This is a genomic window from Actinospineispora eucalypti (genome assembly GCF_039543365.1).
Taxonomy (GTDB): Bacteria; Actinomycetota; Actinomycetes; order Mycobacteriales; family Pseudonocardiaceae; genus Pseudonocardia; species Pseudonocardia eucalypti.
Genome location: NZ_BAABJP010000041.1, coordinates 14,267 through 29,486, shown reverse-complemented (window position 1 = coordinate 29,486; position 15,220 = coordinate 14,267). Strand labels below are relative to the sequence as shown.

Genomic DNA, 15,220 nt, shown 5'->3' with positions numbered 1-15,220 from the left:
TGTCAGTGCATGCCCGCCGCATCGAGCAGGGTGATCACGGTGGGCGCGATGAGGCCCGTCAGACTGTCGGCTCCGATCCCGGCGCGGGCGCTTGCGCCGTCGAAGACCACGCTCAGCTGGCGGGCCAGCAGCACCGGGTCGCTCGCCCCGCCCCGTTCGGCTTCAGCCCGGAAGAAGGACGTCAGGTTCCCCTTGACCCGGTGCGCCACCCGGCTCGCGGGGTGGCTCTGATCCTTGAGCTCGATTTGCACGGCCAGGTACCGACAGCCTCGGAACTCGGGGGCGCCCGCCTGTGCCTCCACCTGCTCGAAGACGTGCAGGATCCGCTCGCGCGGTGAACGGCCATCGTCAGCCGCGGGCAGGAGCGTCGCCACGAAGGCGGCGATCCCCTGCTCCAGGCTCGCCGCCAACAGCTCGTCCTTGCTCTCGAACAGCTGGTACATCGAGCGCTTCGACACCCCGGCCGCCTTGCACAACGCCTCGATGCCGATGCCGACGCCGTCTCGGTAGGTGAGCGTGGCCGCCGCCTCGAGTAGCCGCTCCCGGGAAGTTGGCTTCACCTCGGTGGTCATACCGCGAGGTTAACTCGGTTCCAGCGAAATAGAAACCGATCGGTTTACGACGGTGTCGGGCCGGATCGCGCCGCCACGCGTGGCCGAACGGGCACCTGAAGTCCGGCGCGGCGGTTCAGCCGATCTCGGCCGGTTCGGCGGTGCCGGCGCGGGCCGGTCGGCCGTGGCGCTGAAGCAGGGCCAGTCCGGCGGCGGCGAAGCTCATCCAGGCGATAACGAGGAAAACGTCGTGGAACGAGGTGGCCATGGTCTGCAGCTGGAGCTCCCGCATCAACGGGTAAAGCGCGGATGCCCCGCGCGCGGCCAGCTCGTGCAGCCGGGGGTCGGCACCGGGGTCTAGTAGCGCGGCACGATCGGCCAGGGTCTGGGCTTGGACGGTGGTGGCGAGTGCGGTCAGCGCGGCGAGCCCGAAGGCGGTCGCGACCCGCTGCACGATCGTGTTGACCGCGCTGCCCGAGCTGACGATCTCAGGGGGCAGGGCCGAAATGCCCCCGGTCATGATCGGCATCATGCAGAGCCCGACGCCGAGCGAGCGGACCATTGTCCAGACCACGACCTCCTGGCGGGTGATGTCGGCGCTGATGTCCGCCATCAGGACCATGCCGTAGCCGGTCACCACCAGCCCGAGAACGGTCGGGATCCTCGGCCCGATCAGGTCGTACAGTCGTCCCGCGATCGGCATCATCACCAGCATCACCAGCGCCGGTGGGAGCAGCAGCAGGCCGGTGTCGAAGGCCTGCATGCCCCGGCCCTCCTGCAGGAATAGCGGCAGGTAGAACAGCGGGCTGAACAGCGCAACCGAGTTGGCCGTGATCAGTAGCAGCGAGTTCACGAACGGCCAGTGCCGGAAGACCCGGAGGTCGAGCAGCGGCTGCTCGACCTCCAGCTCGAGGACCACGAACAGCGCGAGGGCGAGCAGTCCGAAGACGGTAAGCCCCAGTACCCGGTATCCGGTCCAGCCCCAGTCCTGGCCCTCGGACACCGCCAGCAGCAGCGCGAACAGCCCGGAGGCGGCCGCCGCGAACCCGGGCAGGTCGAACCGTCGCCGCGGGCCCGGCCCGAACCGCGGTAGTACCGCCGCCGCGGCCACGCAGCCCACCAGCCCGATCGGCAGGTTCAACAGGAAGATCAGCCGCCAGTCGACGTAGTCGACGAGGTAGCCGCCCAACGTGGGGCCGATCGCCGGTGCGACCACGATGCCCAGCCCGTACAGACCCATCGCGGTGCCGATCCGCTCCGATGGGACGATCCGGTAGAGCATGGTCACGCAGACCACCGGGATGATGCCGCCGGGAATCGCCTGCAGGATCCGGAAGGCGACCATGCTGGGCAGGTCCCAGGCCAGCGCGCACAGCGCTGAGGCGGCGGCGAAGCTCAGCAGCGAGACCAGGTAGGTGCGGGTGAGCCCGAACCGGTCGCCCAGCCACGCCGTTCCCGGCACCACCATGCCCAGGCACAGCGTGTAGGCCGTGGTGATCCACTGGATGTCCTGCGTGCTGGCGGCGAACTGCTTCTGGATCGTCGGGATCGCGACGTTGACGATGCTGACGTCCAGGATCGACATGAACATGCCGGTGATCAGCACAACCAGCGGCAGGCCCCAGCCCTGGCCAGGCGCGGCCGGTGGCCGCTCGGCGAGCCCCGGGGTCCGCGGGGGCGGTGGGGGCGCGGGACTCGGGCGTGCAGCCGCGGAATCGGCGGTGGTCGTCATGTCGGCGTGCAACAAGGCGCGGACCAGGTAAATCGCGTCATGCGACGGACTATAGACGAGCTAGGTCGCGTGACGCGACTAATCGCGATACGTTAGTGACGTGCTCGACAGCGACTACCCCGGCCAGGTTTGCTCGATCGCCCGCGCCCTGGAAGTGGTCGGAGAGCGCTGGACGCTGCTGATCCTGCGCGATGCGCTGCTCGGTCCGTGCCGCTTCGACGACCTGGTGGAGAGCCTCGGGGTCACCCGGACCGTACTCAGCAACCGGCTGGCGAAGCTCGTCGAGCACGGGTTGCTGGAGCGGCGGCGTTATCAGGTGCGGCCGGAGCGCTTCGAGTACCTGCCCACACCCAAGGCGTTGGAACTCTTACCGGTGCTGGGCGGCCTGATGGCCTGGGGTGACCGGCACTACCCGCACCCCGCCGGGCCGCCCCGGCGCATCGTTCACCGACACTGCGGTGGCGGAGTCACACCGCGGTACAGCTGCGACCGCTGCGGCTCCACGCCCGCCCCGGCCGAAGTTCACACCGAGCTCAACCCCGCATTGGCGCCGGGCGCGCCACGTCACTGACCGACCTCGTGCGCGGCAGCGGCGAGCGCGCCTGACGCGGGTTGGGCGCCGTTCAGCTAGGGAAGCACCGTCCGAACGCCAGGAGCAGCCGGGGTGGGCCGCTGAGCCGGATCCGCCGCAGCAGCAGGGCCGCGACCAGGGAGCGTTCCCCGGCGAGGAACCCGAACCAGGTGCTCGTGTCCGCCCGCACCCGCAGGTCGGCCGTCCCGTGCAACCCCTCGGCGACGGTCAGCTCGCGGTCGCGGATGTCGATGGTGAGTTCGCGTTGTTCGGCGCCGGTGAAGGTGAAGTGGTAGGTGGCCTCCAGTCCTTTGGATGCTTCGCGTTGGAACAGGTGCGGGAGGTTGCCGGCGAACCCGTCGACGCCGCGGGCTCGCAGTCCGTTGCCCACCCGTTTGGTCGGCTTGTGTGGGAAGCGGCGCTTGACGTAGGCCTCGGCGTCGGAGTTGGCCACCACGTAGACCGTCTCGGTCTTGTTCTGCAGCGGTTTGACGATGTCGTTGAGGTGCTTCTTGCGATCGTCCAGGTAGGGGCCGAGCACGTCCTCGCCGGCCGGGCAGACCGAGATGCAGTAGGCCGCCTTGTAGCCGGGTCCGAATCCCAGGCTCTGCCACACCCCGGCGGTGTCGCTCTCGGGCACCCGGGCCCGGTAGTCCGGGGCGTCCTTGGATTCGACGACCTGCTCGACCCAGTCGCCGAAGCCACCGAGGAAGTCCCGGTAGTTGTGCGTGAAGCAGGCCGAGAAGTCGAACCGGCCCTCCGGGCTGATCGCCCCGGTCGGGCAGGCCGCCACGCACAGCTTGCACTCCAGGCACGGGTTGTAGTCGATCGGCCGGTCGTACTCGCTGATCGGGACGTCCACCACGACGGTGGCGAGCACGATGAAGTTGCCGAACTTCGGATGGATCACGTTGCGGTGGATGCCCATCTTGCCCAGGCCGGCGGCCTCGGCGATCGGTTTGTGCGCCACCACCCAGATCCGCTGGTCGGGCCAGTTGTCCATCTCCATCGGGAACCCGGCGACGCCGTTGAACGCGCGCACCCCCATCGGCTCGAGCTCGGTGGCGATGTGGCGGGCCACGTCGTTGATGTCGTGGTAGCCCATGTGGTACTCGAGGTTGGTCGTCGAGCGCGCCGGGCTGCGCACCGGCTCCTGGTTCACCCGACCGACCAGGCTGATCAACGCTTTCGCGCCTTTGAAGGCCTTCTCGATCTGCACGCGCTCGTCCGCCAGCTCAGGGCGCTCGATCTCGACGAACCCGACGTCGTCCGCGCCGGCGTTCAGGCACAGCGTGCGCAGCCAGTCGGCGTCCAGCACCGCCGGCGCTCGGCTGGCCGTGCCCTCGGCGGCGCGCCGGCGCACCTCGATCACGTCGGGGTGCGAGTCGATTTTCGCCATGCTGCCGGTGCCTCCACCCGATTGCCGTCAGTTGCTTTTCGCAACGCACTGTAGAGCAGCTAAGTCGCATAATGCAACTTACTTTGTTAGCGTCGTGGGCCGATTGAGGAGGCAACATGCTGGGCAGGACCTACGACCGTGAGGTGTGCTCACTGGCTAGGGCGCTGGAGCTGGTGGGCGAGCGCTGGACGCTGCTGATCGTGCGCGACGCGCTGCTCGGCTTGCGGCGGTTCGACGAGTTCTCCACCAGTCTCGGCATGGCGCGCACGGTGTTGGCCGATCGACTCGGGCGCCTGGTGGACGGCGGCGTGCTGAAGCGGGTTCGCTACCGGGAGCGCCCGGAACGTTTCGAGTACCGGCTCACGCCGATGGGTCGCGGCCTGGCCGTTCCCGTGGTCGCGCTCATGCAATGGGGCGACGCGCACCTCGCCGGCCCCGCCGGCCCACCCCTGCTGGCCCACCACACCGACTGCGCCGGCCACCTGCGGGCGATGCTCACCTGCTCGCACGGGGGCTCGGTATCGCCCGGCGGGGTGCGCCTCGACCCCGGCCCGGGCGCCGCTCACCCGCCTCCAGGCCACCCACCAGGCACTGCCCGCCGTGGCCGCACCCGAGCGGCAGAGCGGACGAGCGCCACGTCACCGACCGGTAAAGGCCTGATTGCCGACGACCGCTTTGGGACCCTCACGCAGTAGTTTCTCGACTCCGGAGCGCATGTCCTCGGTCTCGAACAGCTCGGTGGCACTCTCGAGTACGGAGTGGTCGGCATTGCGGATCCCGACGTCGAGGTACCGGCGGATCAGAGTCTTTCCGGCGGCGAGTGCCCGGGTCGGGCCGCCCGCGTAGTGTCGTGCGAGCTTCTCGGCGCGCTCGTGCAGCTCCGCGTCGGGTACCACATGGTTGACGATGTTCCATTGCGCGAACTGGGCGGCGCTGTACTGGTCGCCGTCGAAGATGATCTGCTTCGCCCTCGCCGAACCGGCACGTTCAGCCAGGCGCTGCACACCGCCGAGCAGGGTGGTCGTGCCGATGTGTCGCTCCACCTGCGCGAACCTGGCCGACTCGCCGGCGACCAGGATGTCTGCCGAGAGAGCCAGCTCGAGCCCGGCGGCCAGGCAGAGGCCTTGCACGGCGACGACCGTCGGGAAGGGCAGCTCCTCGAGTCGAGCGAACGCCGGGAGTGCCCTGGCGAACATCGCCCGCGCCTGCCCGGCCGACTTGCCCTGGAAGATGTGCACATCCGCGCCGGCCATGAAGTGCGGTCCTTCGGAGCGGATGAGCAGTGCCCTGATCGGCGCCACGCTGATCTGGTCGACCGCCGCAGTGAAATCGTCGATCACGCCTTGGGACATGAGGTTCAGCGGCGGGTTGTCCACCGTCAGATACCCGAGATCGCCGTCGACATCGAACTTCACCAGCGACATGAGTTCCTCCTGAGCTGAGCGTGGCTACGTTGCCCGTCGACCCTAGGCCTACTGAGTTGTAAAGAGCAACTCAGTTGGTTGTAGCCTTCCCGTTGGGATGCCTGGGCACGCTTGGGCCGGCCGCTGATCGGACGGCAGCGGTTCGTCGCGATGGCCGACGTGACGTTCCGTGACCCGTATCCGCGGCAGTTTGTCGCAGCTTCCGATCACGCCCTGCGCTGGCGGCCCTCGGCGCGCCGGTCCTTGCTCGTGTCGTTGCCGTCCTACGTGGCGACGCCTCGATCTTCCTAGCCTGGGCGCATGGGCGACCGAAGAGGCCGGGTTCACCGGATGATCAGTGGGATGGCGTATCTGGCGCTCGGCGGAACCACGGCGGAGAGCAGCTAACTCGATGCGCTGGGTGACGTACTCGACCGGATCGGATTCTGACCAGCGGGTCGGAGTGCTTCAGGACGGCCAGGTTCACGGTAGGCGAGGGAGTGCCAGCCTCGCGCAACTCGTTGCCGGCGGTCACGAGGAGCTCGCGGCAATCGGCCGGGCTGTTCTGCGCGATCCGGTCGAGGTAGTAGACGTGGCCGATGTGACGCTGGCGGCGCCGATCCCCGTTCCACCGTCAATCCGCGATTTCATGGCGTTCGAGAGCCACGCGGTCACGGCCGTGGAGGCGGTCGGCCAGAAACTCAGCCCCGTCTGGTACGAGATCCCGGCCTTTTACTTCAGCAATCCCGCCGCGGTCCACTCGGCCAGTGCGGAGGTGTCGATCCCTCCCATGACCAAAGCATTCGATTACGAACTCGAAGTGGGTGTCGTCATCGGGCGGCCAGGTGGGGACATCCCGGTCGCGCACGCCGCGAGCCATATCGCGGGCTTCGTCCTGCTGTGCGACTGGAGCGCACGCGATGTGCAGGGCCACGAGCTGGCGGTCGGTCTCGGCCCCGCCAAGGGAAAGGACTCCGCGACCACCTTCGGTCCGTGGCTCGCCACGCCGGATGAACTCGATCCGTATCGGGTCGGCAAGGGCTTCGACAGAGCGATGACGGCGAGTGTCAACGGGGTCAGGTACAGCACGGGCAATCTGGCTGACCTGTTCTGGTCATTCGAGGAGATGATCAGCTATGCCTCGCGCGGCACTCGCTTGGTCCGCGGCGATGTTCTGGGTTCGGGCACCGTCGGCACGGGATGCATTCTCGAACTCTCGCGCGTCCACGGATTGGATCAGTACCCCTATCTCGTGTCTGGAGACCGGGTCCACCTCACCGTCGAGGGTCTCGGCTCCATTGACGTGAGCGTCGCCGGCGGCGCGTAGTAGCGGCTGTGGCCAGGCCGGCGACGACACGGGTCGTCGCCGGTGTCGACGCGCTCAGTTGTTGGCTTCAACATGTCGTTGGACCAGCTCTGTGAATAGGGCCGGCTGCTCGACGTTGCACAGATGCGCGCAGGCTGGCAACGAGCGCAGCACGGCGCCGGGGACGGCGGACGCAAGTTCGGCGCTGCCCTCGGGTGGCGTGGCGAGGTCCTCCTCCCCCGAGAGGATCAGCGTTGGTGCCGAGATGGACGGCGCCGTGTCATGACCATCGAAGCCGGCGAGGGCGAGGCAGGCGTCGGCATACCCCCGGGGGGCCATGTGGCGCAGGTGGTCCATCTTGGCTTCGACGATTTCGGGGTGCTCGGACCGGAACCGCTCGGTGAACCAGCGTGGGGCCGACACGTCGGCGATCCAGGCCATGCCTTCGTCGAGCACGCGCTCAGCGCGTTCAACCAGTGCCTGCTTGCTCAGAATGGTCAGGCCCGTCGAGGCAAGTACCAGCGAGCTCACCCTGTCCGGGTATCGAGCCCCCAGGCTCTGCCCGATGACACCACCGATCGACAGACCGCAGAAGGCGAAGCGATGAACGCCCACATCGTCGGCGATCGCGACGACATCGTCGGCGAAGTCATCGATCGACGGCGTCCCCGGACCGACCGGCGAGGCACCATGACCCCGCAGATCGAAGGTAATGACGTTCCAGGTTCGCGGCAGCGACTCCACCTGTTCCCGCCACATGAAGCGATCGGTGCCCAGTGACGAGCCGAGGATCACGGTCGGTTCGCCCGCCGGGTTGGATTGCTCGTACTTGACTTTGGTCATGTTCACCCCATGAACTTTTCGACGATCGCGGCGAGCCTCGCCATGGCCGGCTCGTCGTCACGGATGGATCTGGCCGGAAAGCGAGGAAATCCGGCGTCGACACCGGCCGCGAACATCAGAGCCTTGATCTGGGCGTGCCACGGTTGCTCCGGGCCGAGAAGCTCCAGAACCGCGGCCTTGAACTCGGTGAGCTCGTCGACGATGAGTCGGGCGTGGTCGATCTCACGACGCCAGACCAACTCGAAGGCGTCCGCGAGTCGGCTCCCGAGTGGCATTCCGCTGCCGATCTGGCCTCGGCCGCGGCGCTCGTTGGCAAGCACCGGGAACGCCGTCGGCTCGAGGACGTCGGAGAAGATCGCGTGATGCCCGCCCAGGTCGCGCAATGTTCTGATCCGCCGCTCGCGGGAGGGGGTGTTGTCCTTGACTCCGACGATGCCGTCGACGGTGAGAAGACGGGCGAGCAGCTCGGTCGGGAGGTCGTATCCCACCGCTGCCGGTACGTTGTAGACGAGCAGTGGTAGCGGAATCTGCCTCGCCATGGCGGCATAGAAATCGAAGATCTCGTCTCCTCGGAGCCATCGCGCTGGTGGGATGGTCAGCAGTGCCCCGTCGGCGCCCAAGTTGGCGGCGTGGCGTCCCAGGATCACGCTGTCGTCAGGTCGAATGCCGCCGATCCCGACGAGCAGGGGTGTTTCGGGTCCCACGGCTGCACGGGCGATCTCGAGGACCGTCTGACGCTCACTTACCGATTGAGCGACCCACTCGCCGGTGGTTCCGTTGACTACGAGACCGTGTGCGCGCTGGTCGAGGAACCACGCCAGCACGTCCCGCAGTCGCCCTGGGTCCAGGGCGCCGTCACGGTCGAACGGTGTGGGAGCGGCCGCGAAGTAGCCGCGCCAGTCGCGATGGTGATGTGGCACGGTCAAGCCCTTCCGTGGGTTCGGTCGACGCTCAAGCCGACGCCTTCTGGCTCGCCGGGTAGGTCATGACCACTTCGTCCTCGTCCACCGATCGGGTGAGCTCGTAGTAGGTGAGCAGCGGGTAGGGCCAGACCACCGTGTTGGTTCCGCTCGCGTTGCGGTACCAGCTTTGCTCGGGCACGGCGGCCCACGCCATGCCACGGTTGCCCTCCTCGATCCACTTCACGTAGTCGCGGTACGCGTCCCGTGTCGGCTCGATCGCGGTGGCTCCGGTCACGAACAGGTGGCGCAGGCACTCGGTGATGTAGTTGATTCCGCACTCGCACATGAACGTCTGGCTACCGATAGCGACCAATCCGGTGTTCGGCCCCGCGACGCAGAACAGGTTGGGAAACCCGGGGACGGTGACGCCCTTATAGGCACGGGACTCATCGCCCCAATGCTCGCGCAGGCTGAGCCCGCCACGACCGCGCACATCGATTGTCCCCAAATAGTTCGTACCGTGGAATCCGGTCGCGAACACGGTCAGGTCGGCGCGGTGATGATCTCCGCTAACGGTGCGAATCCCCTCCTCGTCGAACGATTCGATTGCCTCGGTCACCAGTACCGTATGTGGCTGCTGAAGGGTTCTGGCCCATTGCCCGTTGTCTCGCAGCATTCGCTTGACACCAACGGGATACTTCGGAATGACCGCGCCGAGGAGGTCCTCGTGCCCGTCATACTGGCCCCGAATATTACTGACCAGTGCGTCGCGGAAACGTTGGTTCGGCTCCGAAACCGACTCGGTGAACGACCAGTTTGGATCCGCCATAGTCAGAGCGTACTTGCCAATTGTAGAGTGCCAGAATTCCCACAGCCGGAGCCACCGGTAATAGCTCGGAATGTTCTCCATGAGCCATTGTCGACCTGGCGACACTTCCGCCTCGTACAGCGGCGCCGGGAGCATCCAAGGCGCGCTGCGCTGGAAGATCGTCAGGGACTCGACCTCGTCCACGATGTTGGGCGCAATCTGATAGGCGCTCGCCCCGGTTCCGATGAGGTTGACCCGCTTTCCGCGGTACTCGACCCCGGAATGCCACTCGGCGGAGTGAATCTTTTCACCCCGATATTGGTCCAGTCCCTTGAAGTCTGGAATCTTGGGCTGGTTGACGAAACCGACGGCGCTGATCAACGCTTGGACCAGAACCCCGGACACCTCGCCGGACCGCGTATCTCGTACGTCCAGCTCCCACCGGGCGTCGCCTTCGTTCCAGGAAGCTCGGGTAACCTCTGAGTTGAATTGGATACTCTCCAGCAGCTGTTCATGTTCGGCGAATTCTATGTAGTAGTCCTCGATCTCCTCACGCACCGCGAAGTAATGACGCCAGTCTCGCCGTTGGAAGAAGGAGTAGCTGTAGGCGAGGGTGCTGGTATCCAGGCGGCAGCCAGGGTAGGTATTCCACCGCCAGGTACCGCCCACCTTGTCGGCCGCCTCGAACAACACGTAGTCGATCCCCAAGCGCCGAAGCTCCCTGGCCATCGCGAGCCCCGACTGGCCAGCCCCCACGATTCCGACGACGAAGTCGCGCTCGGGGGCGACTTCGTCCTTCGTCCAGGTGACTTGCACGGGCTCGCCCAACTCGCGCTTCATGAGCCCTGCGTAGTCGCCGGCTCCGTTCGTGAGGAAATCGATGATCTCCTCGGCGGACAGGTCGGTCTGTCCACCGATGTCGCCTGACGCGGGATGCCGCTTCAACGCGTTCCGAACCCGTTCGAACGCTTCCTCCGCGACCTCTGCGCTCAGGCCGCCATGCTCCGGAATCGCGATCATCTCCAGTTCCAACCTGGGTCTGAACTCGTCGGCGAGCAGAGTGCGATCGCCTGTCAGTTCCGCGACCGAGCAGAGCAGCGGAATCAATTCGCCCGCCGGCACGAACCGGTCCACGTCCTGCGCACTGATCGTCATGCCCGCTCCCGATAGCCTCTTGTGTCCGTTCCCGCGGCGAGGCGGAGTTGGTGACCAGACCCCAGATGCGCACCGTCGGGGTCCCAGGCCTCGACCGACTCCGTCACCCAGCCCCCTTCGCTGGCTCGAACGGTTCGAGACCGAACCAGCACCCATGGCGACGTCGGGTCGCTCGAGGTGAGGTGGGCAGAGAACTCGAGCGTGGGCACGGGTCGTGGCTGGGTCAGGACCGCCGTGTAGGAGGGCGGGAGTGCATCCAGGAAGAAGATCACGCTGCAGGCGTCGACCGGTGCTTCACGACCTGCCACCCGCATCCACGCCGTCATGGTCGGATCCGCGGCGCCGGCGTACGGTCGGATCGAGCCGACGGGCCGCACGTCGACCTGGCCGAGAACCGGAACCTTCTCCGCCAAACCCTCCAGGGGCGGCAGCGAGTCGGGGCCCGGCACGTCTGGCGCTTCGGGGGCGTAGATCGGCACCGCATCCGCTTGGTCCGCTCCGAAGATCGCCGTGGCTGTGAGGCAGGTCCCGGCCGACGCGGAGCCGGTGGCCTGGACGGCTCCCGCGCTACGTCCGGACCGAATCACTCGCGATTCGATGGCGAATGCCTCGCGGATTGGCCGGTGAAACTGCGCGGTGACCGAGCGGAGGGAGTGATCGGGAAAACTCCGCCGCACCGAGGATGCGACCAGCGACAGCGCCAAACCACCGTGCAGGCCACCGTGTCCCCAGGCGAACGAGGGAACGTCGAGAACGGTGGGAGGCTCGGAGAAGAGCATCGACGCCAGGTCGTGACGTTCCCGTGGTCGAGCCGCACCGGTTCCCACCGCGGTCATCGCCCGACGAATACGGCAGAGCCGCCCGGCTGCCGGAACGAGGCGATGCCGGCCTGGCCGTCCTCGGAGCTGAAGGTCCGCTGAGCGAGCCGAGGCATCTCGAGCTCGGCCGCTGCCTCGCCGTCCCGCAGTGCCCGACGGGCGTTCTCGAGCACGGCCCTAATCGCCAGCGGTGCTTGGCGAGCGATCTTGTCCGCCAGTTGCGTGGCTCGCGTCAGGTGGTCACCGTCGTCGACCACCTCCTGGACCAAGCCGATGCGGTAGGCCTCCTGCGCGTCGTACTCGTCGCAGGTCAGAAGCCATCGCATGGCATTGCCCCAGCCGGCCCTTTGCGGAAGCCGAACGGTGACGCCGCCGAACGGAAACAACCCGAGTTGCGGCTCGAGCTGGGCGAAGGTCGTCGAGGCGGCGCACACAGCGATATCCGCCGCGAGGACCAACTCGACCCCGAGAGTCAGACACTTTCCGTGCACGGCGGCGATCAGCGGCTTGGACAGCTGCTCGCCCTCGACCAGCCACGGGCTAATGCCACCCGGGGCAAGTAAGGATTTCCCGCGAGACACCTCGGGAGCGACTTCACGGAGATCCATCCCGGCGGTGAAATGCCTGCCGACGCCGTGGAGCACACCTACCCGAATGGAGTCGTCCGCGTCCAGCTCCGCGTATGCGCTCGAGAGCTCGCTGACGAGTTGAAGGTTGAAGGCGTTCGCCTTCTCCGGACGATTGATACCGATCATCATCACCTGATCGCGGCGTTCCACCCGCACGTAGTCGTAGCTCATGATTCTCCGTTTCCTGGCTGTTCGTAGAGGCCGTCGACGACGGTGGAGTAGCGCCCGAGGACGGCCCCTCGTCGCAACTTGAAGGTGGGTGTCAGGTCTCCGGAGTCGACCGACCAGTGGTCGTTCACCAGGCGGAACCGCTTGATCTGTTCTGGTCGAGACAGGCGCTCGTTCGCCAGGTCCACCACCCGCTGTGCTTCCCGCAGCACGGCGGGATGAAGGATCAACTCCGAGACGGCGCCATCCATGCCGCGTTGCTTGGCGAATGCCACCAGCGCCGATTCGTCGACCGTCATCAGCGCCGTGACGTACGGCCGTCCATCGCCGATCGCCATGGCCTGGTTGATGAATCCGTGGCCCGAGATCTTGTCCTCGATCGCGGTCGGTGAGATGTTCTTCCCCGAGCCGGTGACGATCAGCTCTTTCTTGCGGCCGGTCACGTGCAGGCGTCCTGCGTCGTCGAGGTGCCCGATGTCGCCGGTCGCGAGCCAGTCACCGACGAACGGCCCCGACTCGTCCGGCTCCATGTTTCGGTAGCCGGGGGTGTTCCCGGGGCTCCGAACAAGGATCTCCCCGTCCTCGGCGATCGCGATCTGGCAGCCGGGCACGGGAAAGCCGGCACTACCTCGGCTGGCGCCGCCGATCCGCTCCCACACGGCCACTCCGGTGGTTTCGGAAAGCCCGTATGCCTGCGTCAGGTCGACGCCGACCGAGCGCCAGAAGTCTCTGAGGTCCTCCGGCAGCGCAGCGGCGCCGCACGCTGGATTGACGGTCCAGTCGAGGCCGAGGTCGCGCCGGAGATCGTGCAGGACTCCCTCGCGGGCCTTCAGCGCACGAACTTGGTGCTCGGGTCCGAGGGAGCCGTCCTGGGATGCCGACCACGCTCGCGCGAGTACTTCGCGATCGGCGATGACTTCGGCGCCTCGGCTGGCATAGGGCTCGGCCGCCAAGATCATTTTGGCCGCGTCGCGCAGCTTCTCCCAGATCCGCGGTACGCCCATGAAGTAGGTCGGGCGTTGCAGCCGCAGGTACTTGACCAACTGCCCCTGGTCGGGACAGAGCAGCACGTTGCCCCCGGTCTTCAGCGGGAAGTAGAGGCTCCACAGACGTTCCGCGATGTGGGCCAGTGGGAGGTAGGAGATCACCCGGTACCCGCCGACGAAAAAGCCCATCCGATCGAAGGCGTCGATCTCGTAGAGGAGGTTGCCGTGGGTCAGGATCACCCCCTTGGGCATACCGGTCGTGCCCGAGGTGTAGACGTAGGTCGCCACGTCGTCTACACCGGAGTTGGCCAGACGGGCACTGAGCTCTCCGCGATTCGCATCGAGGCTCTCGGATCCCCGCGTGAACACGTCGGCCCACGCGGCGTGCGAGCCGGCCGAACCTTCGCGCTCGCCATGAACACACACGATGCGAGCAACCGAACCAGGTGGCAGAGCGCGACTGATCCGATCGGCCCCGGTCAGATCGGCAGTGATGACCAAAGCGGGCTGGGCATCGGCCAGGACGTGCTCGAGCTGTTCGTTGACGAGCGTGGGATACAGGCTGACCGTGGCCGCACCGCAAAGGACTGCCGCCAGGTCCGCCACGTAGTGCTCGGCGATGTTCGGAGCCAGAATCGCCACGCTCTCGCCTGGTTTCACCCCGAGGTCCAGGAACCCGGAGGCCGCGGTCCAGACCCGCTGGCGGTACTCGCCCCAGGTGAGAGTTACCAGGCCGTCCCGAGAAAGCCACGAGAGCGCGGGATGGGTGGGTACTCGCTCGGCCTGCTCGTCGAGCAGCCGAACAAGATTCCGCGGTGAGTTGTCCATGGGCCAGCTACTCGCCACGGAACTCGACCGGCGAAGGGTCGGCCATGAACTCGCGTGCCCCCCTGGTCACGCCGAGTTGGCTCATGAGGTCGTTACCGAGAACGGGGGCTCGGTCATGGCTGATGGTGAGTACCGCTAGGCCATCGATGAGCCGGTAGTCGACGCTGGACATGACGAGCGAGATTCCTTCCAGGGGTAGACGCGGTGCGCGGGGCGCGACCAGGCGGGGCTCAGTTGTCAGCGGCCGTCGACGTGGTCGAAGAAGTCGCGGAGCAATATCGCGGTGTCGTCCGGATGGGAGATGTTCGGCGAGTGACCGGCCTCGAGGCGCTCGACCCGAACGTGCTTGAGATGCTTCGCGACCATGTCTTCCCATCCGGCCTCGAGCATGCGGTCGAGGGTCCCGGCTACGAGAAGCGTCGGGACCGCACTGGCCGAAAGCGCCTCGGGGAAGTCCCAGGGGCGCGCCTGCTCGGGCTGTGCGGGGTTGCGCAACGTGGGCGCGGTCATGACCTCCCACTGGCCGGGACGCATGCTGCTCTCGAAACGCGCTCGAGCGTGAGCCTCGTCCCGCGCGCCGGGATGCAGAATCCAGCTGTCGAGCCGCCAGGCGGCTTCGATGCTCGGCAGATACTCGGCCATCTCCTTCAGCGCCTCCGGCGTTCGGAACGGACCCCCGGTTCCCGAGATGCTGGTCGCGGACTTCATGCGCCACGACGTCTCTTCGCGAATCGAGAGCCGAAGAACCATGCCGCCGCCGAATGAATTACCGACGAAATGCGCTTCCCCAAGGTCGAGGGCGTCCAGGAACGCGGCGAGATGGCGGAGCCTCGGCTCATACGGGTTCTCCCCGAAGAAGACCGCCTTGTCGGTGCCGCCGAAACCCAGCATCTCCGGAAGCACCAAGTAATACTCGTCCGCCAGCCGCTCGGCCAGGCGCCCGAATGTGTTTGGCGCATCACCGCCGTAGCCGCCTTCGTGCACCAGGACGACCGTGTGCCCCAGGCGGTTACCACCTTCGAAATAGCAGGTGCGCACCGGTCCCAGCTTGACTTGATGCTCTCTCAGCACGTGAGACACCTTTCAAAACTCTCGGTAATGGCCCGGCCGGCGGACGGCTT

The 15,220-nt window shown here is 66.8% G+C and carries 15 protein-coding genes; 3 read left to right on the top strand and 12 right to left on the bottom strand.

Annotation, left to right across the window (positions count from 1 at the left end):
• Nucleotides 1–2: 2 nt before the first annotated feature.
• Entirely contained in the window at nt 3–572 is a 570-nt protein-coding gene (locus ABEB12_RS31325) for a TetR family transcriptional regulator (RefSeq protein ID WP_185061445.1), read from the bottom strand.
• Nucleotides 573–687: 115 nt separating this feature from the next.
• A complete protein-coding gene (locus ABEB12_RS31320) occupies nt 688–2,283 on the bottom strand; it encodes a DHA2 family efflux MFS transporter permease subunit (protein WP_185061444.1) in 1,596 nt (531 codons plus the stop codon).
• A gap of 100 nt (nt 2,284–2,383) precedes the next feature.
• On the opposite strand from ABEB12_RS31320, the gene ABEB12_RS31315 reads away from it, so the two are divergent.
• The gene (locus ABEB12_RS31315; RefSeq protein ID WP_185061443.1) at nt 2,384–2,854 is read left to right on the top strand and encodes a winged helix-turn-helix transcriptional regulator; all 471 of its coding nucleotides are present in this window, start codon (nt 2,384–2,386) and stop codon (nt 2,852–2,854) included.
• Between the two features lie 52 nt (nt 2,855–2,906).
• Here the strand turns inward: ABEB12_RS31315 and ABEB12_RS31310 are convergent, their stop codons facing one another.
• Nucleotides 2,907–4,253, bottom strand: coding sequence for an SCP2 sterol-binding domain-containing protein (locus ABEB12_RS31310; protein ID WP_185061442.1), 1,347 nt, complete (start codon nt 4,251–4,253; stop codon nt 2,907–2,909).
• Nucleotides 4,254–4,369: 116 nt separating this feature from the next.
• On the opposite strand from ABEB12_RS31310, the gene ABEB12_RS31305 reads away from it, so the two are divergent.
• Complete coding sequence (locus ABEB12_RS31305; protein WP_185061441.1) at nt 4,370–4,948, top strand: winged helix-turn-helix transcriptional regulator; 579 nt, start codon at nt 4,370–4,372, stop codon at nt 4,946–4,948.
• Here the strand turns inward: ABEB12_RS31305 and ABEB12_RS31300 are convergent.
• Nucleotides 4,892–5,677: an enoyl-CoA hydratase-related protein gene (locus ABEB12_RS31300; RefSeq protein WP_185061440.1), complete on the bottom strand. Its 786-nt coding sequence runs from the start codon at nt 5,675–5,677 to the stop codon at nt 4,892–4,894. The two genes, ABEB12_RS31305 and ABEB12_RS31300, sit on opposite strands and share 57 nt — an antisense overlap.
• Before the next feature lie 391 nt (nt 5,678–6,068).
• Here ABEB12_RS31300 and ABEB12_RS31295 point away from each other — a divergent pair, with 391 nt between their 5' ends.
• The gene (locus ABEB12_RS31295; RefSeq protein ID WP_185061439.1) at nt 6,069–6,983 is read left to right on the top strand and encodes a fumarylacetoacetate hydrolase family protein; all 915 of its coding nucleotides are present in this window, start codon (nt 6,069–6,071) and stop codon (nt 6,981–6,983) included.
• A gap of 54 nt (nt 6,984–7,037) precedes the next feature.
• On the opposite strand, the gene ABEB12_RS31290 is transcribed toward ABEB12_RS31295, so the two are convergent.
• From ABEB12_RS31290 to ABEB12_RS31255, 8 genes are all read right to left on the bottom strand, one after another.
• Nucleotides 7,038–7,805: an alpha/beta fold hydrolase gene (locus ABEB12_RS31290; protein ID WP_185061438.1), complete on the bottom strand. Its 768-nt coding sequence runs from the start codon at nt 7,803–7,805 to the stop codon at nt 7,038–7,040.
• A 2-nt stretch (nt 7,806–7,807) separates the two neighbouring features.
• Nucleotides 7,808–8,725: a dihydrodipicolinate synthase family protein gene (locus tag ABEB12_RS31285; protein ID WP_345703303.1), complete on the bottom strand. Its 918-nt coding sequence runs from the start codon at nt 8,723–8,725 to the stop codon at nt 7,808–7,810.
• A 31-nt stretch (nt 8,726–8,756) separates the two neighbouring features.
• Nucleotides 8,757–10,670 carry an NAD(P)-binding domain-containing protein gene (locus ABEB12_RS31280; RefSeq protein ID WP_185061436.1) on the bottom strand — a complete coding sequence of 638 codons (1,914 nt, stop codon included), beginning with the start codon at nt 10,668–10,670 and terminating at the stop codon, nt 8,757–8,759.
• On the bottom strand, nt 10,667–11,449 hold the full coding sequence (locus ABEB12_RS31275) for an acyl-CoA thioesterase (RefSeq protein ID WP_345703298.1): 783 nt from the start codon (nt 11,447–11,449) through the stop codon (nt 10,667–10,669). The genes ABEB12_RS31280 and ABEB12_RS31275 overlap by 4 nt, the downstream gene beginning before the upstream one ends.
• Nucleotides 11,450–11,502: 53 nt before the next feature.
• Nucleotides 11,503–12,288: a crotonase/enoyl-CoA hydratase family protein gene (locus tag ABEB12_RS31270; protein WP_221498138.1), complete on the bottom strand. Its 786-nt coding sequence runs from the start codon at nt 12,286–12,288 to the stop codon at nt 11,503–11,505.
• Nucleotides 12,285–14,099: an AMP-binding protein gene (locus tag ABEB12_RS31265; protein ID WP_185061434.1), complete on the bottom strand. Its 1,815-nt coding sequence runs from the start codon at nt 14,097–14,099 to the stop codon at nt 12,285–12,287. Before ABEB12_RS31265 ends, ABEB12_RS31270 begins: the two co-directional genes overlap by 4 nt.
• 7 nt (nt 14,100–14,106) lie before the next feature.
• Nucleotides 14,107–14,271, bottom strand: coding sequence for a hypothetical protein (locus ABEB12_RS31260; RefSeq protein ID WP_185061433.1), 165 nt, complete (start codon nt 14,269–14,271; stop codon nt 14,107–14,109).
• A gap of 65 nt (nt 14,272–14,336) precedes the next feature.
• Nucleotides 14,337–15,170: an alpha/beta fold hydrolase gene (locus ABEB12_RS31255; protein WP_185061432.1), complete on the bottom strand. Its 834-nt coding sequence runs from the start codon at nt 15,168–15,170 to the stop codon at nt 14,337–14,339.
• Nucleotides 15,171–15,220 lie beyond the last annotated feature (50 nt).